The organism is Mobilibacterium timonense (assembly GCF_900155555.1).
Taxonomy (GTDB): domain Bacteria; phylum Bacillota; class Clostridia; order Peptostreptococcales; family Anaerovoracaceae; genus Allobaileyella; species Allobaileyella timonense.
This window is the reverse complement of record NZ_FUHN01000008.1, coordinates 520,746-538,277: the sequence shown is the minus strand read 5'-3', so window position 1 is coordinate 538,277 and position 17,532 is coordinate 520,746. Positions and strand designations below refer to the sequence as shown.

Below are 17,532 nucleotides of genomic sequence, written 5' to 3'. Positions count from 1 at the left end.
CATTATTCCACTGCAAATCTAGCACAGTTCCCATGTGCCTTCTTCCTCTCCGAGTTCCTTTTCCTGATCCCTAAATTCGTCCATTCTGATATATGTTTCTGGTCTGGCCTTCCTTCCTTTTTTCCATCGTCTGAGTCTCGGCTCCGGATCTGTAGCTATCATCTGATACTCTAAGTGCTCAAGTCCCGTGACTGGATTCTGGTATCTCCGGATAGAATCTTCATTCAACTGGTATCCCTTAAGCGCCTTCGGGTCTCTGAAAAGTTCTCTTACTGATACCCATTCTCTTTTCACAACCGGGCGGGTAAGATTCCTTGATGCTTTCCACCTTCTTTTGACGGCATTGTCCGGCTGCCTGAAAGTCTTTTGTGTTTCCTTGATAAGATAATCAGCAAGTGCTTTATAGCTCCTCGTCTCGTCTAGTGCTGTGCACCTTATCCTTCCGGCCGTCCACTGCCGGTTTATAGTGCTGAAATCTATCTCGGCCATTACGATATGATGATGGATCCTTTTGTTCTGATACTCCGTAACTGCTATGTATTTGAATTCTTTCCCTCTCCTGCGATACTCTCTCCTCATTCTCCTCAGCCAGAGGTCAAGTTCATGGTTTGCTTGCTCTACGCTTACTACCTCTGCATAAGTCAGTGTTACGTGCAGATCGCCTGGCATGAAATTAGCATTGATCAATCTCGTAAGATGTTTCGCTGCTATTCGATCATTATTTTTTCTGACTGCATCTGTCGTCGGTTTGCTTTTTGGCCGCCGGCTTCCTCCGTGAGGGAAGCTGGCTTTCACCGTGCGATCTATCACGGCACCTGCTATGCAAGTCTCTCGTATCACCTTGTCCATCGATCTACCTTTGCTTGTGGTCCTAGTATTAATACTCTGATGAACCCTGAACCCGGCACTAGGCCGGGCACTGAATTACCAGATTAAATTGTCCTTTTGTCGGCCCTGCTGTATCCTTCCAGCGTTCTTTTCTTACGGATCAGACTCCGCTCAATGCTGTACTTTTCTTCTCGGGCCTTTTCTGCGTCTTCTTTCGATCCTCTCCTGAGTGCCAATCTTATCTGCAGATCTTTAGTTTTTATCTGATTTTCCAAGTGACGGATGTCCTCTTCCGCCCGTGATGCGAATCCTTCTCCATAGCTGCAGTTGAACAGCCCGCTGAATTTTTTATGATCATTACAGGCAACGCAGCACTTCATGCAGATCATCTGGTCGTGCTTCCTGCAGCGGATCCACCCGTCATGGCCGTCACCACCGCAGATCGGGCAGCTCAGTGCTTCCCTCTTCTCCATACCCTGACCACCTCCGCAACTTCGGTGACCTCCTGTGCCAGATCTTCAACTTCCTCCAGTGGCACCCTCAAATATCCGTTCTTATGGGACATGATCAGAATGTCGTTTTCGTCGGCGATGAACTTATACGCCACATTGTCAGAATCCACGGTGTATAGATCATTTTTCTGATCTGCTGACTGCATGATGCTTTCCATTCGCAAGTTGAAACGCGGAAGCTTCGTGTATCTTCTGACTGTTGTTGGCGGTCCTTCCAGGAAGCTTTCACTGGGTTCCTCTTTGCGTCCTTTTCTGTCCTTGAAAAACGGGCATTTCTTATCGCCGAAGTCAGTGTCTTTGAGCGCAATACAAAAGCCCTGGGAAAACATGGTGCAGCCCCTGCACCGTGAATCGTGACACTTATTTGACGGCATCTTCCTGCCTTTCCTCTTCAACGATATCTACGATGGTTGCTCCATCGGGATATGCCCCTGAATACTTTTTGAATGCATGGATCCTGACAATTTGTGAATCATCTGCATAAGCGACGCCGTTCAATGCGTCCAACACCAGCTTCACCAGATTGTCCAGATCAGGCCTTACCGTACAACGGAGCAGACCTTTTGCGGCCCGCTCCTGCTTGTGCTTGCTCCATGTTTTTGCTATCGGCATAAAGAATACACAATGTATTTCTACCGGACCTGTGAATGGTTCCTCTCCCAGATTCTGGAACCGATACATTGCCAGAAGTTGCTCTTCTGCCTGCTGTGTTCTTCTGGGTGTCACTGCATGGCCCCGGAAGACCCTTGGCCGGCCCTTTGGCACCGGCCTGCCCTCAATCGTTACGGTTCTTACTTCCATTTATCGCTCCATCTTTCATTCCATTAATATCAGAGCAGGTTATGTTTGAAAAAGTAGTAAAGTGCTGTTGAAAGGCTCTGCACCGCTGTTTCGTTATCTCCAATATCGTAGTTTCCCGTAAGGTCACATATAGCATGAAGGATTTCATGCATCAGTGTTTGTTCTTTGACGTCGTTTGGCATTGACTCGTCGAGTAGTATTTCATTGGTCAGAAAATTGATCTGACCTTTCCTCGGCTCATCCTTGTTGACCACAGGAACTTCACGAACCTTGTACTTAATCCCCAAAACATCGAATGTTGCACCGTCCATCATTACTACTGTTCCTCTCCATCGTCTTCTCCGATAACATCGTCCAGGTTGTCTGGATCCGCCGTGGCGTACATTGCTGCAACATACTTTTGCAGGTAATCCCGCGGAGGTTTTCCACCGCACTGATCCACATACACCTTTTCGATTGCCCTGCTGCCATGCATAGCCACCAGTCCCTGGTGGGCGCACTCTTCATACGCATCCAGAATGAACGCTTTGCACTCTTCCTCCGGCTTCTTCTCGTAGGTGAATCCCGTTTCATCCTCTCCAGACACCAGTTCGCCGTTCAGCGCATGCTCTATCTGCTCCAGCTCCAGCTCGCATACTTCCTTAAAAGAAAGTCCAGGTCCGTACTTGCTCACTTCCTACCTCCTGTTTGCTACCCAAATATCTACCAGTTCGTCCATTTCATCCGCTGTGAGTGACAGCCCCTTCGACATCTTGTCGTGCTCCGGTGACCACTCTCTTATATCGATCTTTTCCGGCCGCCCGTTCCAGGAGATCACGTTGACCTCTTTATTCCATCCCTGTCTGCTGGTGGACAGTACGCCTAAATATTCCTTTATTTCGTATTTGAATTCTGACTTCATTTTCTACTCCTGTGGTATCATCGCTGCTCGTCCAATTACTTCGACTTCATCAGGCTGCGCTAACATATAAGCTGTGCCTTTTTGCGGTATCGGCACTCCTACCATCACCCTGCCCGATTGCCTGACCTTCACCACGATACCAAGACAGCCGCACCACTTGTGGTGCTCTATGAATTGCACTACATCATGGTTTTTGATCCTCATATTTTCTCCTTCCCTCTTCTTCAGCGCTTGTGTCGTCTTCTTCTTTGAAAAAGCTTGCCCCGCTCCATCGACAGCGCTCGATCCAGCGAGTCAGCCTCGCTTTCCAGGAGGCGTTGCTCCCTTGTGGCCCCACGCATAAGCACGGATCTCTTTTTTTAACTCATCTGCATCTATCAGCCTCATCTGTTCCTCTCCTCCAGCTTCTTTCTCGCCCACTTATCCCACTCTGACTGATCCAGCATGAAAAGCAGTGGCAGGATCGGCAGGAAGCACACTCCGTTGACGGTGTTCGTCCTGAGATATTCCACTATGGCCACTATGACCGTGAAGATCAGCAGCCTTTTAAGAGTCTTAGTTTTCATCGAAATCCTCCACTTCCACTTGCCACTCCGCTGGTGTGTGGCGATCGAATCTGCAATAGGCTCGGCCGTATGTCAGCGGGCACTGTGCGCAGCTTGTCCTTGCACACTTCTCCTTTATTTCAAATGCCGCCTTCAGGAGATTGCGGGTATATCTACTTGCATATGAGTCTTTAGCCATCGTTCCTCTCCTGTCAGTTTTGACGTTCTAGATCGCGCAGATCGCGTAGAATAGTATTTATTGCTAATGTAACCTCAGGCACGGCCCTTACCTGTGCCTCGGGCAGTGCCATGTCTGTGTTTGTTATTGCTTTCAGATATCTCAGCAGTATCTGCGCTGTTTCCATCTGTATGCTTTCGATCGTCTCATCTTCACTCATCATCGAAGTCCTCCATCAATCTCCTTACTGGGCATCCATTGCAATGCTTGTCCAGCTCCTTCTGTGTCATAGTCATATCTGCATACTTGCAGATATGGTCGCAGATACTCTCTGCGATAAAGCTATGTACCGATGTGACATCCATCCTGCCGGCTTGATATGCCCTGTATACTGAGCAATCATGGTTGCAGCCGTGCCCCGTGCCTAAGATGCAGGTAAAAGCCGGCAGTATCTTACAAGCCTCCATTCTCTGGATCTCTATCATGTCCATCACTCAGCATCCTCCCACAGCTTGTCTCCGGCTGCGCGATGTCTCAGCAGTCCCACCGGGTTATAGTCAAGGAGGTACTTGCTGATCTCCAGCATCATCGTCGCCTTGTTATTGGCAGTCATATTGATGTAATCGTGAAGATCTCCCTCTCCGTGGAGATCTATCCTCACCAGCTCGAATGTAGAATTGTGCCGGTACTCAATACCGCGGATCTCCGGGATCTCCAGCAAGGCCTCCTGCAGCTTCTCCACGAAATGCTTCTTGTTGGCGTATATTTTTTCGATTGTCAGCATTTCTGTACTCACCTCTTCCATCGTCACATTGTCCTTCATCATCTCTACCTACCTCATCCTGAACCGCTCGATTTCTGAGCGTCTGTACTTGATCTTCTTGCCCACCTTGTAAGGTGTCAGCTTTGCTCCAATCTTGTTCCTCTTCCAGGTGCTCTCGCTTATGCCCATCACTTCACACATCTCTTTGATGGTCAGCAGCTCTCTCTTGTCGTCCATGATCCACCTCTCTTTCATCGCTAAATTACCCATCGGGTAATCTGGTTTACTCCTCTCCCGGTCAGCAGCCAGGGCCGCCGATCTTCATGCACTGACTCAGCGCACCCTTGTACTCATCCCTTGGTAAACGCTGGTATTTGTCATAAACATAGCAATGGCCACCGTTTCGTGCGCTCATCTCGCATTCGCTGCAGTAGTCATAAGGATGCAGCTTCTTTTCTTCTTCCAATTTCTGGATTGCTTCTTGGCTCATCTGACCCTCCTCTCTGTTTGTGTCTTATTAAGACACTTTTACGGTAAAAAAAATATTGTGTCAATCTGCGTTGGAGTCAATGAATAGCGCTCTTTAATTGCTGTTATCTCGCCTTGTGTAAACTCCGCCTTTCCGTTCATTTTATTGGAAAGCGTCGATCTTGCCATGTTGAGATATGAAGCTAATGCAGCGCCGGTGTCTCCATATCTTTTCATCTCTGCTTCGAGTTCATTTTTGTTCATCTAATCGTCTCCCTTCTCGGCATGTGTCTTTTTAAGACACCACTAGGATAATGCCTCCTCCGTTCTGTGTCAACTATAATTTTGTATTTTTAAGACACTTATTATTATTTTCGTTGATTTTTGCCTTGTAAATGCTACTATTAAGACACGCATTATTTTTAATGGAGGTGCTGTCATGGGTATGGCCGAACGTATAAAAGAGTTGAGGCTTGCAGCAGGTATGTCACAAGAAGAACTTGGCTTTAAGCTCGGACTTGGTAAATCTGCAATCGCCAAATACGAAAATGGACGTGTAAAAAATATAAAACAGTCAACCATAAAAAAAATGGCTGAAATATTCAACTGCCAACCATCTTACCTTATGGGATTTGACGATGAACCACAAAGCGATTCACACCTTCCAGCGAACGCGATCCTGCCCTCCGCCCGCTCGCTGCCTATCATCGGCACCATCTGCGCTGGTGACGGCATAGTCTGCGAAGATGATTTTCAGGGTCATTTCATCATTGACCTCGAAGTATCTGCAGATTACTGTCTCCGGGTGCACGGTGACAGCATGATTGGCGCTGATATTTTTGATGGCGATATCGTTTTCATTAAAAGAGCTACAGAATTCGTTAGCGGAAAGATTTATGCCGTGGAATTTAATATGACAAATGAAGCGTCATTGAAGAGAGTTAATCGTGACGGTGACTCAATTGTTCTCACTCCTTGCAACCCAGATTACAATATCATGGTAACAGACCTCTCCGAGGTCCGGATTGTAGGTAGGCTTGTAGGGGTTTATCACTCGTATGTTTAGGAGGTATGACATGAACATACTTGACAGCTGCTAACCCAACAGGAGATATTTCTTCTATTGCTTGAGAAAGACAATCATGAGGTACGAATATGACTTATAAGAAATGGTATTACAATACTTGGTTCATTGCTCTGCTCTTCGCATTCTGGTTTTTCTTTATACCACCAATCATTGGCATTATTCTGCTCGTAAAACAGCGTAAAGCGGAAGTCAATCTCCCACCTGAATATGATGCAGCTGTTGCTGCGAAGAAAGGTGAAGTTGCTCAGATGGAGGGAAAGCTTCAAGATCTTCAGAACGAGTTAAATTCACTGATAAACAATAGGGTTAATTGTAATATGAAGTTGAACACTAAAACTAAATAAAAGAAGATCCACAGGACCTATCTTTGGTAGAATTAAGTCACCACACAAAATCACCAAAGGAGATCACCATGGATCGTGACAATTCTACCACACCTGAAAGAGAAAGAGGACAGCATCTCGGATTCGAAGACAGATGCAGCATCAAGACCTGCAAGAAGTTGGGGATGTCTCTACGCAAAACTGCCGAAGTTGTAAACTGTTCTGCATCCACTGTACTCAATGAGTTGCGCCGCGGTACAGGAAAGCGCAAAGGCAATCGTGGGAGGTTCCCTGAGTATTCAGCTAAAAGGGGGCAGGCAAATTATGAAACTAACCGGACCCGCTGTCACAAGCCGCACAAACTAGAAGAAGAAAATCCTTTTATCGATTGGATGGTCAAGCAGGTGCGAGAAAAGCACTGGTCATTGGATTGCTGTGTAGGGTACGCCAGACGTAAGAAGCTGTTTCCAAGCGAGTATATCGTCTGCACAAAGACGCTATACCGTGAGCTGTGGGCCGGTAATCTGCCTCTCTCACCATTCGACTTGCCTGAAGTTCTCTCCCGCAAGTCGAAGAAGGCCCATACTCGCAAGAACAAGAAGGTCCTCGGCAAGAGCATAGATGATCGTCCAGAGGAAGCATCCATGCGCATCGTGTGCGGTCATTGGGAAATAGACACAGTAGTGGGCAAACGAGCTGGCAAGGAATCAGTGGTTCTCACTCTGGTTGAAAAAGTCACTGATTTCTATCTGGCTATAAAGATTCCCGGCAAAGACTCTGACTCGGTAATGGCTGCAATGGAGACCCTTAGAGAAGAATATGGTGACACACATTTTTCAGAGATCTTCAAGACCATCACCGCAGATAACGGACCTGAATTTGAAAGGCTCTCTGAACTAAAGTATTGGGGTGTAGGCGTCTACTTTGCTCATCCGTACTCATCCTGGGAAAGAGGTCAGAACGAGCGACACAACCGTCTCTTTCGCAGATACATTCCGAAAGGAGTGTCCATCGACAAATATTCTGCAGATCAAATACTGAGTTTTGCCGATGAGATGAACGCTTTGCCGCGAAAACGTCTTGGATACTTTACACCAGAAGAGCTCTTCGACGAATTTCTCGATCAAGTGTATTCAGTTGTCAAAGTTCAAAGTGCTTAATTTTACGCTAGTGTTCAAGTTGGAATTGCAATTTATATGATAAACAATAGGGATGCGGAAAAAGAAAAGATCATGAGCGAACTGGAAGGATCCATTCAAGCTAAACGAGTAAAATTAGCGCAATTGTCAAAGGAAGTAACCGACAAACAGAAGCAGATCAAAGCGCTCAAAGATGAGTTGGTTGATCTTAACGATGAGCTATCTCTTCAGGAATTCGGACTTTACCAGCCAGTATACAAATTTGCAAATTCAGAACAATACAAAGATAGATTGTCTGTTGTAAGGCAAAAGCAAAAGCAGATGGTGAAGGAAAAACGCGCCGTTATTTTCCCTGAGAACTTCACTTTGAATAACAGCCTTTCTAAAGGCAAGGCCCTCGTTAACGACAATGTAAAACAGATTCTCAGATCCTTCAATAACGAATGCGACGTACTGATCAACAACGTCAAGTTCAACACCGTTGAAAACACACGCAAGAAGATTGAGAAATCTTTCGATCAGTTAAATAAGATGAATTCCCGTATGGAAATCCGTCTGGTTCCTGAATATTTAGAATTGAAACTTGATGAATTGAATCTTGCATACGAATACGCTTTAAAGAAACAAGAGGAAAAGGAAGCTCTTAAGGAAGAACGAGCAAGACTTCGTGAAGAAGCCAAGCTGCAAAAGGAAATCGAAGAGGCTAGAGCTGCCGCGAAAAAAGAACAGAAGCATTATGAAAACGCCCTTCGCACTCTTCTTCTCCAGCTCGATCAGGATCCAAAAAACCCTGATTTGCTGAAAAAGAAAGAAGAGCTTGAAGCACACGTAGAAAAGATTGAGGCAAATCTACGCGATATTGATTACCGTGAGGCAAACAAGAGAGCCGGATATGTTTATGTCATTTCTAACATAGGAAGTTTTGGCGAAAACGTCTATAAGATCGGCATGACCAGAAGGCTCGAGCCACTTGATCGTATAAATGAACTGGGTGACGCTTCCGTCCCATTCAATTTCGACGTCCATGCAATGATTTTCTCTGATGATGCTCCTGCATTGGAAGCTGCTCTTCACAGAGCTTTCGATGACAGGAAATTGAACATGATCAATACTCGCAGAGAATTTTTCAATGTGACACTCGATGAAATCAAAGATGTAGTCAAGAAGAACTTTGATAAGACAGTTGAGTTCAAGGCCATTCCTGACGCAGAGCAATATCGTGAAACGATGATGCTCAAGAAAAAGGCATTTGCCACTAGCTAAACATTCATGAAACAACTTCATAAGTAAAAAAGAGTCACACCTGCTGCAACAGATGTGGCTCAAGGTAATGCAATGATTGTATCCACTGCTTTGTCAGTTTATCATTGCATTGCCGTCCTTTCAAGGAGGCAAGCATGAAAATTGAAAGCTACAAGGTCCGTGGTGAGACCAAATACAGGTTTCGGGCATACATCTGCCTGGATCCTGTCACTGGTGAACCTGTCAGGGTCCAGCGCTCCGGCTTCGACTCAAAGAGGGAAGCTCAGCTCGCCGCTGCGGAGATCATCGCGAAGGCGGAACCGGCGAAGGCAAAGAACATCACTTATTGCGAGATCTACGAGCTGTGGCTGGAGTCCTACCGCCTCTCCGTCAAGGAGAGCACTCTGAGGCATACTGAACAGATCTTCCGTGATCACATCCTTCCCGCCTTCAGCTCAATGCGTGTCCAGGACATCACACCTCTCCAATGCCAGCAGTGGACCACGGCTCAGGTGAAGAAAGACCCAGCAGCCGCAGGAAGACGCTTCAATTACTTTTCCAAGGTGCTTGACTTTGCCTTCAAGCAAGGCGTCATCGACAAGAACCCTGCTCTGATGATAGACCGGCCGAAGAAGTCTAAGTCAGGCCGATCTGCAAAAGCGGGAATGAACTTCTACACTAAGGAAGAGCTTGAGCAATTCCTGCATCTGTGCGAAGAGCGTCTTCCTCTCCAGTGGTACGTCTTTTTCCGCCTCCTGGCTTATTCTGGCCTGAGACGTGGAGAGGCTATCGCCCTTAAATGGGAGGACATCGACTTCCGCAAGCGCACGATCAGGATCACGAAGACCGTCACTCACGGAGAGCAAGGAGCATACATATCCGACACTCCCAAGACGGACAAATCCAACAGGGTAATCATGCTGGACGATAAGACTCTGCAGCTGATCCACAGCTTAAAGTGCAAATCTGAGTACGTCTTCCCAAATTCCAAAGGCAGCTTCACAACTCCATCGATGGTGATCAGGATGATGCATCGGGCTGTGGATGGCACAGATCTTCGATACATCTCGCCACACGGACTGAGACATACCCACTGCAGCCTTTTGTTTTCGGCCGGGGTATCCATCCCGGAAGTGCAGGACCGCCTGGGCCACACCGACGTAAAAACCACCATAGATGTTTACAATCACGTCTATCAGTCTGACAAGGCCGAGGCACTGAATCGCTTTCTGGCATTCATGGGAGAGTAAAAAGTGTGGCATAAAGTGTGGCATAGTGGTCTAAAATGTGGCATATTTTTGACCGTTTATGACGGTCAATGAGACTAGCAAAGGCACTAAAAAAGCCGCCGATCTCAACATCTCTGTTGATCTCAGCGGCTTTTCTCATTTCATCTGGTGGAGCGTAGGGGGTTCGAACCCCTGACCTCTTGACTGCCAGTCAAACGCGCTCCCAGCTGCGCCAACGCCCCGTATTGGAAACCTTTTCTATGATACAACAATTCGTCATTCATTGCCACAATTATTTTTTCCGGGCATGCCCGACGGGCAGCCGGGCAGTCGGGCTGGCTCGCTCAAGGATCTATCGCGGCTCATCCAGGTTTCCATTATTATTTAAATCTCGAAGATCGTCCGACCGGACCGTTACGCCACGGCGGGACTACTCTGCGTCAGCCTCGTCCTTCTTCTCATCGGCGTCGTCGGCCTTCTCAGCGTCCTCAGTCTTATCCTCAGCCTCGGCATCTGCCTCCTCGACTGGCGCCTCGCCCTTCTCGGCCTTTTCCTGAGCCTTCTTGGAAGCGGCCTCAACAGCGGCCTTCGCCTTCTCCTCTTCCTTCTTCTTGGCCTCGGCAGCCTTCGCTGCAGCCTTCTGCTGCTTTTCCCTTTCCTTTGCGGCGATCTCGGCCTCCGTCAGGCAGTTGGCAGGATCCAGGGCTCTCACTGCGTCAAAGATCACAGCGCCCATGAACACCAGCACAGCGTACACCAGGTACACGATGGAGTTGCTGATGATGTAAGGTATAGCGTCTCCAAGGTTAGCGCCGATGGATGTTCCGTATGTCGTGAAATAGGTGTTCAGGTAAGAAACCGTGCTGAACATCGAGTACACAGCATATACCAGCAGAATGCAGGCGATCACATAGAATGTGACCGAAAGCTTTGAACGTTTGAGTTTCTTCTTCATAGATCTACATCTCCTCTGATTGATATCACGCGGCACGAGATATGAAAATTCCAGTGTTGCCGCGGGAGTATTGTAACATTTAACAAGTTTCAGTTAATGACAGGATTGTGGTTTTCTCATGAACGGGCTTTTTCAAGGCGCCAGTCCACGGGCTCCTGGCCGGTGGCTTCGAGGAAGTCGTTTGCCCTGGAAAAGTATTTTCCCCCGAAAAAGCCTCTGTACGCGGAGAGCGGGGAAGGGTGCGGTCCCTCGAGGATGAGGTGCCGTCCGCTCCTGATGAGCTCCTTCTTGCGCCGGGCGTTACCGCCCCACAGGATGAACACCATCGGCTTTTCCCGCTGGTCCAGCAGCTCGATGATCCTGTCGGTCAGCTGCTCCCAGCCCTTGCCCTGGTGGGAGTTGGCCTGGTGGGCCCGGACGGTGAGAGCGGTATTCAGCAGGAGCACGCCGGACTCCGCCCAGGGCACGAGACATCCCTGATCCTTCGGAGGCCTCGGGATACCCAGATCCGACTCCAGCTCCTTGAAAATATTTTCCAGCGACGGCGGCTGCTGCACCCCCGGCTTCACCGAAAACGCCAGCCCGTGCGCCTGTCCCGGCTCGTGGTACGGATCCTGGCCGAGGATCACCACCTTCACGTCCTCATAATCGGTATATTTCAGCGCGTTGAAAATATCATACATATCCGGATACACCTGGTGCTCCTTGTATTCATAATACAGAAAGCGCCTCAGGTTCTGATAGTATTCCTTGCCGAACTCCGGCGCCAGCAGCTCGTCCCATTGATTTCCTATGTGTACCATTTTCTGCTCCTAGTGCTTCGACGGCCTGAGCTCTTCCTGATGCTCACGGTCGATGTAGTTTACGATGTAGGCGATGAGTATAGCATCCACCATGCCGCACAACACGTCAAGAGGGTAGTGCACGCCGACATACATCCTGGACACGGCTATCCCGGCGGCCAGCAGTATCAGCAGGACTCCCACCCAGCGCCTCTGAAGGGAGAGCGCCAGGCTTGTGGCTACTGCAAAAGAACTCGCCGTGTGACCCGACGGGAACGACGGATCCGGCTGTTTTCCGATGAGGAGCCGCACCTGATCCAGCGCCTCGTAGGGGCGCGTCCGGTCTACGATCTCCTTCAGAAACAGATTGTTCAGACAAAAGGATATGAGGAGCGTTATGGCTGCCAGCACCCCGGCGTGTCTGGTCTTCTTGAAACACAGCAGCACCGCGATGATCGCGATCCAGATCATCCCGTGGTTCCCAATATATGAAAGAAATTTCATCACTGGCGTCAGTTCCGGGCGGATGGCCAGCTCCTGAAATCTGATGAGCAGCTCACCGTCCCAGTAGTTGATAGTTTCCAGCATTCCTCAGATCACTCCTTTTCTCTCCTGCCGCCATCCTGCGCTCTTCCGGAAAAAGCTTTTTCCCGGTGCCCGGAGGCCTGCGAGGTCGTTCATCTCTGCGGTCTGCGCACTTTCCGCGCACAACCAGAAAAGAGCGGGCCGATTCCCGCTCTTTTGCTTTTCCGGTTGATTATACCCGTATTGTCCCCGGCGGGCAAATGGCCCGGGGGTATTTTCACATTGGTTCACAGTATTTTCAGATATCCCGCGCTTCTACAGTGAGAAGATGCCGAATGCTGACAGGATCGAGGACAGGAGGATAACCATGAGGAATACCGGGGCGATGTACTTTACAAATACTCTGTACATCTTCTCTCTTCTGAATGGAGATGTCTCCTTCACGATGTCGGAGAACTTGTCCAGTCCGACCTTTCTCACTACAAGCAGGCATGTTGCAAATGCCGCGATCGGCATGAGCACGGAGTTGGATGCGAAGTCGAAGAAGTCGAGCATCTGCATCCCGATGATAGTCACGTTGCTCAGTGCGCTGTAGCCCAGAGAGCTCAGGCTTCCCAGAACGAATATCACGACTACTGTGAGCCATGCAGCCTTGTTTCTGCTGATCTTCAGCTCGTCCTGGAATGTGGATGTGCATGTCTCGGCCAGCGAAATGGAGCTGGTGAGGGCTGCGAAAAGCACCAGCACGAAGAATGCCGCACCAACGATCCTGGATCCGCCCATGTCTGCGAACACCTTCGGCAGCGTGATGAACATCAGGGAAGGACCTGCGCTCAGGTTCTTTGCAGTGCCACCGGAGTAGGCGAAAACTGCAGGGATGATCATGAGTCCCGCCAGGATGGCTACCAGTGAGTCGAAGATCTGCACCTGGTTGCCTGCGTGCTCGATGTTGACGTCGTCCTTCATGTAGGAGCCGTATGTGTAGAGAATGCCCATCGCCAGTGACAGCGAGTAGAACATCTGGCCCAGAGCCGCCACTACTGTCATCCAGGAGAAGTGGTGGAAGTTAGGGATCAGGAAGTACTTCACGCCCTCGGCTGCGTCCGGTCTCGTCATGGAGTATATAGCGATCACGAAGGCCAGAACTACAAGTACCGGCATCATGAATTTGGATACCTTCTCGATGCCGCTCTCAACACCCATGAAGATGACCACCATGGTGAACGCGGCAAACACGATGAACCAGAACATCGATCCGCTGGTAGATGTGATGAAGTTGCCGAAGTAGGAATCCCCGGCGGCTTCTTTAACGTCTCCCACGATATAGGCGTACAGGTACTTGAATACCCAGCCGCCGATAACGCAATAGTAAGGTGCGATAATCATCGGAACGATGGCGTTGATCCATCCTCCGAGCCTGGAGGCACCGTTGTCTCCACCGTAAGCCTTGAAAGTGCCCACTGCACTTTTCCTGGCCTTGCGTCCAAGGGCCGTCTCGGAAAGCATCAACGTGTAGCCGAAGGTGACTACGAGAATAATGTAGACGAGGAGGAACGCGCCTCCGCCGTACTTAGCCGCCAGATAGGGAAATCGCCAGATGTTTCCCAGGCCTACAGCAGAGCCCGCTGCGGCCATTACGTAACCGATGCTGCCGGAAAAGGAACTTCTCTTGGCAGACTTGCCAGAATCACTCATTACAGTAACCTCCAAAACTATGATCTGTTCTTTCTGTTTCCCGCTCTTTCTGTTTCCTCCAAAACCCATACTGGACAGGGGCATCCGTCAGTCCCGAACATGTGCCCGTCTCGAAAAAGCGATAACAAGAGTATACGAAAACCATTTGGTAATGTCAACAATAATATTTTCTGTTTTTGTTAGCTTGTACAAATCCTGTATTTCCTATTGTATAGAAAATTGCGCACTAATTTGTGTATTCAAACAGATACATCGCCTGTCTGCTCGGAATAATAGTGCTTCAGCACAAAACAGTGCCGTTTTTTGTGTTCATCACGTTAAACAATTGACGATATGTACATCCCGAGGGCCAAGGAAAAAATTTTTTCTTCATTTGAATAGGAAGTGGGGAAAGAAAATACCGTCTAAGTCAGCGGCGAGCAGTGCTGAGTTGCGTTTCCCAGTTTTACCCCGAGATTCATTAAAACTACTATGGGGTACCACTAGATTTTAAATATCAAAAAAATCGTGGTAACGTACAAGATATTTCTGCATGCTTTTACGACGAAAAATGGATTTTCCGGATCCCCGTGGTACTCCGTGGTGATCAGGGCTGTTATGCAAACGTTATCCCGTCGTAGGAAACTCATGTTTTTCTGATCGGCCTACGGTGAGATAAAGATAAAACTGCTTTGATCATTGAGATTTCAATGATCAAAGCAGTTCAATAGCACGTTTTTGTCCTATAAGCCTCTTTTTCATTATATCGTCGGCAGCCTGTTCGCTCATCCAGGCCTCAGGGTGCATGCCCTTGCCTACTCGCCCGCCTGTATGTACTTCTTGTCCAGCCTCATGCCAAAGTCGCAGAGGATCTCGTAGTTGATGGTCCCGGCGATCTCCGCCAGGTCGTCGGCGGTTATGATCTCGTCCCCGGATCTCCCCATGATGGTTACCTGCGTGCCCTTGCAGACCTCTGGCAGGTCTGTGACGTCTATCATGCACTGGTCCATGCATATGTTCCCCAGAACAGGAACGCGGTGACCGTTGACGAGCATCTCGGCTTTTCCGGAAATGCAGCGGGGGTACCCGTCTGCGTAGCCGATCCCGACGGTGGCAACTCTCATCTCCCGGTCGGCAACGAACCGGCCGCCATAGCTCACGGCAGAGCCTTCAGGAAGCTTTTTTACGTAAACGATATTAGCCTTCACCGACATGACCGGCTTCAGGTCCAGCAGGCTCCTGTCCACCTCGCGGGAAGGGTAGCAGCCGTAGAGGATGATGCCCGGGCGGACCCCGTCAAAATATGCCTTCGGATACTCCATGATAGCCGCGCTGTTGGCGATGGTCATAAAGGGAAGGGAGTAGCCGTCGGCGCTGAGCTTTTCGTAGAACCTGTTGAAGATGTCCAGCTGCCTGTCCGTGTAGCTGCTGTCCTCCTCGTCGGCCTTGGAAAAGTGGGAAATTATCCCGCCCACGATGAGCTTGTCCAGGCTGAAGATCTCGTCGATCTCGTCCTCCGCTGCGTCGATGTCTTCCTCTTCTCTGATAACGTATCCGATGCGGCCCATGCCTGTGTCAAGTGCGATCATGCAACTGGCGCTCTTGTCCATGGCAGTGGCTGCCTGGGAAAGTGCCAGCGCCTCGTTGTAGCTCCCGATCACCGGAACGAAGCCTTCGCTGACGATGATGTCGTAGCATGACTTCGGCGTGATGCCGAGGATCAGGATGCGGTCGTTGATGCCGGCGTTCCTGAGCTCGAGAGCCTCCTTCACGGTGGCGACGGCAAAATTCTGTACTCCATGCTTTTTCAGCACCTTCGCCACCTGCACGGCTCCGTGGCCGTAGGCGTCGGCCTTGACCACACCGATAATGTCGTGATCCGGGCCCACCTTTTCCTTGATATTCTCAATGTTGCAGGCCAGGGCGTCCAGATCGATCTCCACCCAGGTCTGACGTATGTCTTCAACTCCCATAGTCCTCTTCCTCTGGTTCTGCGTCAACGTCTCTAATATCAACGACGGGGCAGCTCCGCAGCGCCGCAAGCATCCGCGGCTCCGCTTCACCCCCCTCGTCGTGTTTTTTCTTTGAAATTATTTTTTCACGGAAAAGATCTCTCGACAGTGCCCATGTCTGCGGTCGGCGCAAAGCGCCGAAGCAGGTCTGCGAATCGTCCGGGACATCGTTCCTGCGGCCTCTCCGCGAATGTTTATTACCTGTAGATCAGCTCGCTTCTGCTAGGTCCGTTGGACACCATGGAGATCTTCACTCCGATGAGCTCCTCGATGCGCTCGATGTAGTTCCTGCAGGCCTCCGGCAGGTCCTCGTACTTAGAGATACCGCTGATGTCGCACTTCCAGCCCGGCATTGTCTCGTAGACAGGCTTCGCCTTCTCGAGCAGCGGCGTGTTAGGAAAATCTGTGGTCACCTTGCCGTCGATCTCGTATCCAGTGCAGATCTTCAGCTCGTCCAGGTAGCCCAGGACGTCCACCACTGTGAATGCGACCTCTGTGGCACCCTGCATCATGCAGCCGTACCTGGATGCGACAGCGTCGTACCAGCCGACTCTCCTCGGGCGTCCGGTGGTGGCTCCGTACTCTCCGCCGTCTCCACCTCTTTTTCTCAGTTCCTCGGCCTCGTCTCCGAAAAGCTCTGTTACGAAAGCGCCGGCTCCCACGGCTGAGGAGTAGGCCTTCGAAACGGCGATGACTCTCTTGATCTCGTAAGGAGGAAGGCCTGCGCCGGTGGCGCCGTATCCCGCCAGTGTAGAGGAGGAGGTCACCATCGGATAGATGCCGTGCTCAACGTCCTTCAGGGCGCCGAGCTGGCCCTCCAGGACGATGCTCTTTCCTTCCTTCAGGCCCTTGTTCAGTTCCGCCGTGGTGTGTGCCACGTATGGTGCCAGGGCCTCTTTGTATCCCATGAGTTCATTGTAGATCTCTTCAGGATCCAGGAGCGGCTTGTGGTAGAGGTTCTCCAGAAGAGCGTTCTTGATGGTGCACACGTTCTGGATCCTCGGCATCAGGTAGTCCCTGTCGGCGAAGATCTCTCCGACCTGGAAGCCGATCTTTGCGTACTTGTCCGAATAGCAAGGCGCCATGCCGGCCTTGGTGGATCCGAAGGACCTGCCTGCCAGCCTCTCTTCCTCATATGTGTCCAGGAGCACATGATAGGACATCACCAGGTGAGCCCTGTCGGACACCAGGAGCTTTCCGTGATCCACACCGGCGGCCTCCAGTCCGTGGAGCTCCTCCATGAGCTTGTCCACGTTGACAGCGACTCCGCTTCCCAGGATATTTACCGCGTCCTTGTTGAAGATCCCGGACGGCATCAGATGAAGTGCAAACTTGCCGTAGTCATTCTTGATAGTATGACCGGCGTTGCTGCCACCCTGGAACCTGACTACGTAGTCCGCGTCCTGGGCAAGCACATCAGTGATCTTTCCTTTTCCCTCGTCTCCCCAATTAGCTCCTACTACAGCTGTAATCATAATTTCCACCTTTCTTCTTGAGAGCTTCGCTCCCTCAAAGCTTTATGACCCCGTCTTTTCGACCTTCTGTAAAGCCCGCTGAGTTATATTTTT

At 49.9% G+C, this 17,532-nt stretch carries 27 protein-coding genes and 1 tRNA gene; 5 read left to right on the top strand and 23 right to left on the bottom strand.

Translation table 11 applies throughout. The features are described 5' to 3' along the window. Positions 1-18 precede the first annotated feature (18 nt). From BQ7382_RS08515 to BQ7382_RS08440, 16 genes are all read right to left on the bottom strand, one after another. On the bottom strand, positions 19-849 hold the full coding sequence (locus BQ7382_RS08515) for a rolling circle replication-associated protein (RefSeq protein WP_144082125.1): 831 nt from the start codon (positions 847-849) through the stop codon (positions 19-21). Between the two features lie 83 nt (positions 850-932). Then, positions 933-1,301: a hypothetical protein gene (locus BQ7382_RS08510; protein WP_077391680.1), complete on the bottom strand. Its 369-nt coding sequence runs from the start codon at positions 1,299-1,301 to the stop codon at positions 933-935. Beyond that, a complete protein-coding gene (locus tag BQ7382_RS09485; protein WP_144082124.1) occupies positions 1,280-1,498 on the bottom strand; it encodes a hypothetical protein in 219 nt (72 codons plus the stop codon). Before BQ7382_RS09485 ends, BQ7382_RS08510 begins: the two co-directional genes overlap by 22 nt. Before the next feature lie 202 nt (positions 1,499-1,700). After that, complete coding sequence (locus BQ7382_RS08500) at positions 1,701-2,141, bottom strand: RusA family crossover junction endodeoxyribonuclease (protein WP_077391678.1); 441 nt, start codon at positions 2,139-2,141, stop codon at positions 1,701-1,703. Positions 2,142-2,170: 29 nt separating this feature from the next. Further along, a complete protein-coding gene (locus BQ7382_RS08495) occupies positions 2,171-2,455 on the bottom strand; it encodes a hypothetical protein (protein WP_077391677.1) in 285 nt (94 codons plus the stop codon). Between the two features lie 2 nt (positions 2,456-2,457). Next, positions 2,458-2,814 carry a hypothetical protein gene (locus BQ7382_RS08490; protein WP_077391676.1) on the bottom strand — a complete coding sequence of 119 codons (357 nt, stop codon included), beginning with the start codon at positions 2,812-2,814 and terminating at the stop codon, positions 2,458-2,460. 3 nt (positions 2,815-2,817) lie between these two features. Then, positions 2,818-3,042: a YdbC family protein gene (locus BQ7382_RS08485; protein WP_077391675.1), complete on the bottom strand. Its 225-nt coding sequence runs from the start codon at positions 3,040-3,042 to the stop codon at positions 2,818-2,820. A gap of 3 nt (positions 3,043-3,045) precedes the next feature. Then, positions 3,046-3,246, bottom strand: a complete 201-nt coding sequence (locus BQ7382_RS08480; protein WP_077391674.1) for a hypothetical protein — start codon at positions 3,244-3,246, stop codon at positions 3,046-3,048. A gap of 179 nt (positions 3,247-3,425) precedes the next feature. Then, positions 3,426-3,608: a hypothetical protein gene (locus BQ7382_RS08475; protein ID WP_077391673.1), complete on the bottom strand. Its 183-nt coding sequence runs from the start codon at positions 3,606-3,608 to the stop codon at positions 3,426-3,428. After that, complete coding sequence (locus tag BQ7382_RS08470) at positions 3,598-3,786, bottom strand: hypothetical protein (RefSeq protein WP_077391672.1); 189 nt, start codon at positions 3,784-3,786, stop codon at positions 3,598-3,600. Before BQ7382_RS08470 ends, BQ7382_RS08475 begins: the two co-directional genes overlap by 11 nt. A 13-nt stretch (positions 3,787-3,799) precedes the next feature. Beyond that, positions 3,800-3,985 (bottom strand): hypothetical protein, encoded by a 186-nt coding sequence (locus BQ7382_RS08465; RefSeq protein WP_144082123.1) that lies wholly within the window; start codon positions 3,983-3,985, stop codon positions 3,800-3,802. Further along, positions 3,978-4,256: a hypothetical protein gene (locus BQ7382_RS08460; protein ID WP_077391670.1), complete on the bottom strand. Its 279-nt coding sequence runs from the start codon at positions 4,254-4,256 to the stop codon at positions 3,978-3,980. The genes BQ7382_RS08465 and BQ7382_RS08460 overlap by 8 nt, the downstream gene beginning before the upstream one ends. After that, the gene (locus BQ7382_RS08455; RefSeq protein ID WP_144082122.1) at positions 4,256-4,549 is read right to left on the bottom strand and encodes a hypothetical protein; all 294 of its coding nucleotides are present in this window, start codon (positions 4,547-4,549) and stop codon (positions 4,256-4,258) included. The genes BQ7382_RS08460 and BQ7382_RS08455 overlap by 1 nt, the downstream gene beginning before the upstream one ends. Positions 4,550-4,597: 48 nt before the next feature. Beyond that, the gene (locus BQ7382_RS08450; RefSeq protein ID WP_077391668.1) at positions 4,598-4,798 is read right to left on the bottom strand and encodes a helix-turn-helix domain-containing protein; all 201 of its coding nucleotides are present in this window, start codon (positions 4,796-4,798) and stop codon (positions 4,598-4,600) included. Between the two features lie 28 nt (positions 4,799-4,826). Continuing rightward, entirely contained in the window at positions 4,827-5,018 is a 192-nt protein-coding gene (locus BQ7382_RS08445; RefSeq protein WP_077391667.1) for a hypothetical protein, read from the bottom strand. Positions 5,019-5,056: 38 nt separating this feature from the next. Continuing rightward, positions 5,057-5,260, bottom strand: a complete 204-nt coding sequence (locus tag BQ7382_RS08440; RefSeq protein WP_077391666.1) for a helix-turn-helix domain-containing protein — start codon at positions 5,258-5,260, stop codon at positions 5,057-5,059. A gap of 175 nt (positions 5,261-5,435) precedes the next feature. Here BQ7382_RS08440 and BQ7382_RS08435 point away from each other — a divergent pair, with 175 nt between their 5' ends. From BQ7382_RS08435 to BQ7382_RS08415, 5 genes are all read left to right on the top strand, one after another. Then, on the top strand, positions 5,436-6,062 hold the full coding sequence (locus BQ7382_RS08435; RefSeq protein ID WP_077391665.1) for a LexA family protein: 627 nt from the start codon (positions 5,436-5,438) through the stop codon (positions 6,060-6,062). A gap of 89 nt (positions 6,063-6,151) precedes the next feature. Beyond that, the gene (locus tag BQ7382_RS08430) at positions 6,152-6,427 is read left to right on the top strand and encodes a hypothetical protein (protein WP_077391664.1); all 276 of its coding nucleotides are present in this window, start codon (positions 6,152-6,154) and stop codon (positions 6,425-6,427) included. 68 nt (positions 6,428-6,495) lie between these two features. Further along, positions 6,496-7,566 carry an IS30 family transposase gene (locus BQ7382_RS08425; protein ID WP_077389887.1) on the top strand — a complete coding sequence of 357 codons (1,071 nt, stop codon included), beginning with the start codon at positions 6,496-6,498 and terminating at the stop codon, positions 7,564-7,566. Between the two features lie 72 nt (positions 7,567-7,638). Next, entirely contained in the window at positions 7,639-8,808 is a 1,170-nt protein-coding gene (locus BQ7382_RS08420; protein ID WP_235847895.1) for a DUF4041 domain-containing protein, read from the top strand. Positions 8,809-8,942: 134 nt separating this feature from the next. Beyond that, positions 8,943-10,037, top strand: a complete 1,095-nt coding sequence (locus BQ7382_RS08415) for a tyrosine-type recombinase/integrase (protein ID WP_077389500.1) — start codon at positions 8,943-8,945, stop codon at positions 10,035-10,037. Positions 10,038-10,182: 145 nt separating this feature from the next. Here BQ7382_RS08415 and BQ7382_RS08410 read toward each other — a convergent pair. The 7 genes from BQ7382_RS08410 to BQ7382_RS08380 all read right to left on the bottom strand — a co-directional run bounded on the left by BQ7382_RS08410 (position 10,183) and on the right by BQ7382_RS08380 (position 17,439). Beyond that, positions 10,183-10,258 (bottom strand) — tRNA-Ala (locus BQ7382_RS08410). A gap of 188 nt (positions 10,259-10,446) precedes the next feature. Then, a complete protein-coding gene (locus tag BQ7382_RS08405; RefSeq protein ID WP_077391663.1) occupies positions 10,447-10,971 on the bottom strand; it encodes a hypothetical protein in 525 nt (174 codons plus the stop codon). A gap of 116 nt (positions 10,972-11,087) precedes the next feature. Then, positions 11,088-11,774 (bottom strand): uracil-DNA glycosylase, encoded by a 687-nt coding sequence (locus BQ7382_RS08400; protein WP_077391662.1) that lies wholly within the window; start codon positions 11,772-11,774, stop codon positions 11,088-11,090. A 9-nt stretch (positions 11,775-11,783) separates the two neighbouring features. After that, complete coding sequence (locus tag BQ7382_RS08395; protein WP_077391661.1) at positions 11,784-12,341, bottom strand: phosphatase PAP2 family protein; 558 nt, start codon at positions 12,339-12,341, stop codon at positions 11,784-11,786. 252 nt (positions 12,342-12,593) lie between these two features. Next, positions 12,594-13,973: a sodium-dependent transporter gene (locus tag BQ7382_RS08390; RefSeq protein ID WP_077391866.1), complete on the bottom strand. Its 1,380-nt coding sequence runs from the start codon at positions 13,971-13,973 to the stop codon at positions 12,594-12,596. Positions 13,974-14,767: 794 nt separating this feature from the next. Beyond that, positions 14,768-15,925 (bottom strand): alanine racemase, encoded by a 1,158-nt coding sequence (alr, locus tag BQ7382_RS08385; protein WP_077391660.1) that lies wholly within the window; start codon positions 15,923-15,925, stop codon positions 14,768-14,770. Between the two features lie 236 nt (positions 15,926-16,161). Then, positions 16,162-17,439 (bottom strand): adenylosuccinate synthase, encoded by a 1,278-nt coding sequence (locus tag BQ7382_RS08380; protein WP_077391659.1) that lies wholly within the window; start codon positions 17,437-17,439, stop codon positions 16,162-16,164. Between the last annotated feature and the right edge of the window lie 93 nt (positions 17,440-17,532).

Coding starts and splice junctions, on each gene's coding strand:
- BQ7382_RS08435 (WP_077391665.1), top strand. CDS start 5,436: ATGGGTATGGCCGAACGTATAAAAGAGTTGAGGCTTGCAGCAGGTATG.
- BQ7382_RS09485 (WP_144082124.1), bottom strand. CDS start 1,498: ATGGAAAGCATCATGCAGTCAGCAGATCAGAAAAATGATCTATACACC.
- BQ7382_RS08450 (WP_077391668.1), bottom strand. CDS start 4,798: ATGGGTAATTTAGCGATGAAAGAGAGGTGGATCATGGACGACAAGAGA.
- BQ7382_RS08440 (WP_077391666.1), bottom strand. CDS start 5,260: ATGAACAAAAATGAACTCGAAGCAGAGATGAAAAGATATGGAGACACC.
- BQ7382_RS08515 (WP_144082125.1), bottom strand. CDS start 849: ATGGACAAGGTGATACGAGAGACTTGCATAGCAGGTGCCGTGATAGAT.
- BQ7382_RS08400 (WP_077391662.1), bottom strand. CDS start 11,774: ATGGTACACATAGGAAATCAATGGGACGAGCTGCTGGCGCCGGAGTTC.
- BQ7382_RS08430 (WP_077391664.1), top strand. CDS start 6,152: ATGACTTATAAGAAATGGTATTACAATACTTGGTTCATTGCTCTGCTC.
- BQ7382_RS08470 (WP_077391672.1), bottom strand. CDS start 3,786: ATGGCTAAAGACTCATATGCAAGTAGATATACCCGCAATCTCCTGAAG.
- BQ7382_RS08425 (WP_077389887.1), top strand. CDS start 6,496: ATGGATCGTGACAATTCTACCACACCTGAAAGAGAAAGAGGACAGCAT.
- BQ7382_RS08455 (WP_144082122.1), bottom strand. CDS start 4,549: ATGCTGACAATCGAAAAAATATACGCCAACAAGAAGCATTTCGTGGAG.
- BQ7382_RS08380 (WP_077391659.1), bottom strand. CDS start 17,439: ATGATTACAGCTGTAGTAGGAGCTAATTGGGGAGACGAGGGAAAAGGA.
- BQ7382_RS08500 (WP_077391678.1), bottom strand. CDS start 2,141: ATGGAAGTAAGAACCGTAACGATTGAGGGCAGGCCGGTGCCAAAGGGC.
- BQ7382_RS08475 (WP_077391673.1), bottom strand. CDS start 3,608: ATGAAAACTAAGACTCTTAAAAGGCTGCTGATCTTCACGGTCATAGTG.
- BQ7382_RS08405 (WP_077391663.1), bottom strand. CDS start 10,971: ATGAAGAAGAAACTCAAACGTTCAAAGCTTTCGGTCACATTCTATGTG.
- BQ7382_RS08485 (WP_077391675.1), bottom strand. CDS start 3,042: ATGAAGTCAGAATTCAAATACGAAATAAAGGAATATTTAGGCGTACTG.
- BQ7382_RS08465 (WP_144082123.1), bottom strand. CDS start 3,985: ATGAGTGAAGATGAGACGATCGAAAGCATACAGATGGAAACAGCGCAG.
- BQ7382_RS08495 (WP_077391677.1), bottom strand. CDS start 2,455: ATGATGGACGGTGCAACATTCGATGTTTTGGGGATTAAGTACAAGGTT.
- BQ7382_RS08460 (WP_077391670.1), bottom strand. CDS start 4,256: ATGGACATGATAGAGATCCAGAGAATGGAGGCTTGTAAGATACTGCCG.
- BQ7382_RS08395 (WP_077391661.1), bottom strand. CDS start 12,341: ATGCTGGAAACTATCAACTACTGGGACGGTGAGCTGCTCATCAGATTT.
- BQ7382_RS08415 (WP_077389500.1), top strand. CDS start 8,943: ATGAAAATTGAAAGCTACAAGGTCCGTGGTGAGACCAAATACAGGTTT.
- BQ7382_RS08420 (WP_235847895.1), top strand. CDS start 7,639: ATGAGCGAACTGGAAGGATCCATTCAAGCTAAACGAGTAAAATTAGCG.
- alr (WP_077391660.1), bottom strand. CDS start 15,925: ATGGGAGTTGAAGACATACGTCAGACCTGGGTGGAGATCGATCTGGAC.
- BQ7382_RS08510 (WP_077391680.1), bottom strand. CDS start 1,301: ATGGAGAAGAGGGAAGCACTGAGCTGCCCGATCTGCGGTGGTGACGGC.
- BQ7382_RS08480 (WP_077391674.1), bottom strand. CDS start 3,246: ATGAGGATCAAAAACCATGATGTAGTGCAATTCATAGAGCACCACAAG.
- BQ7382_RS08390 (WP_077391866.1), bottom strand. CDS start 13,973: ATGAGTGATTCTGGCAAGTCTGCCAAGAGAAGTTCCTTTTCCGGCAGC.
- BQ7382_RS08445 (WP_077391667.1), bottom strand. CDS start 5,018: ATGAGCCAAGAAGCAATCCAGAAATTGGAAGAAGAAAAGAAGCTGCAT.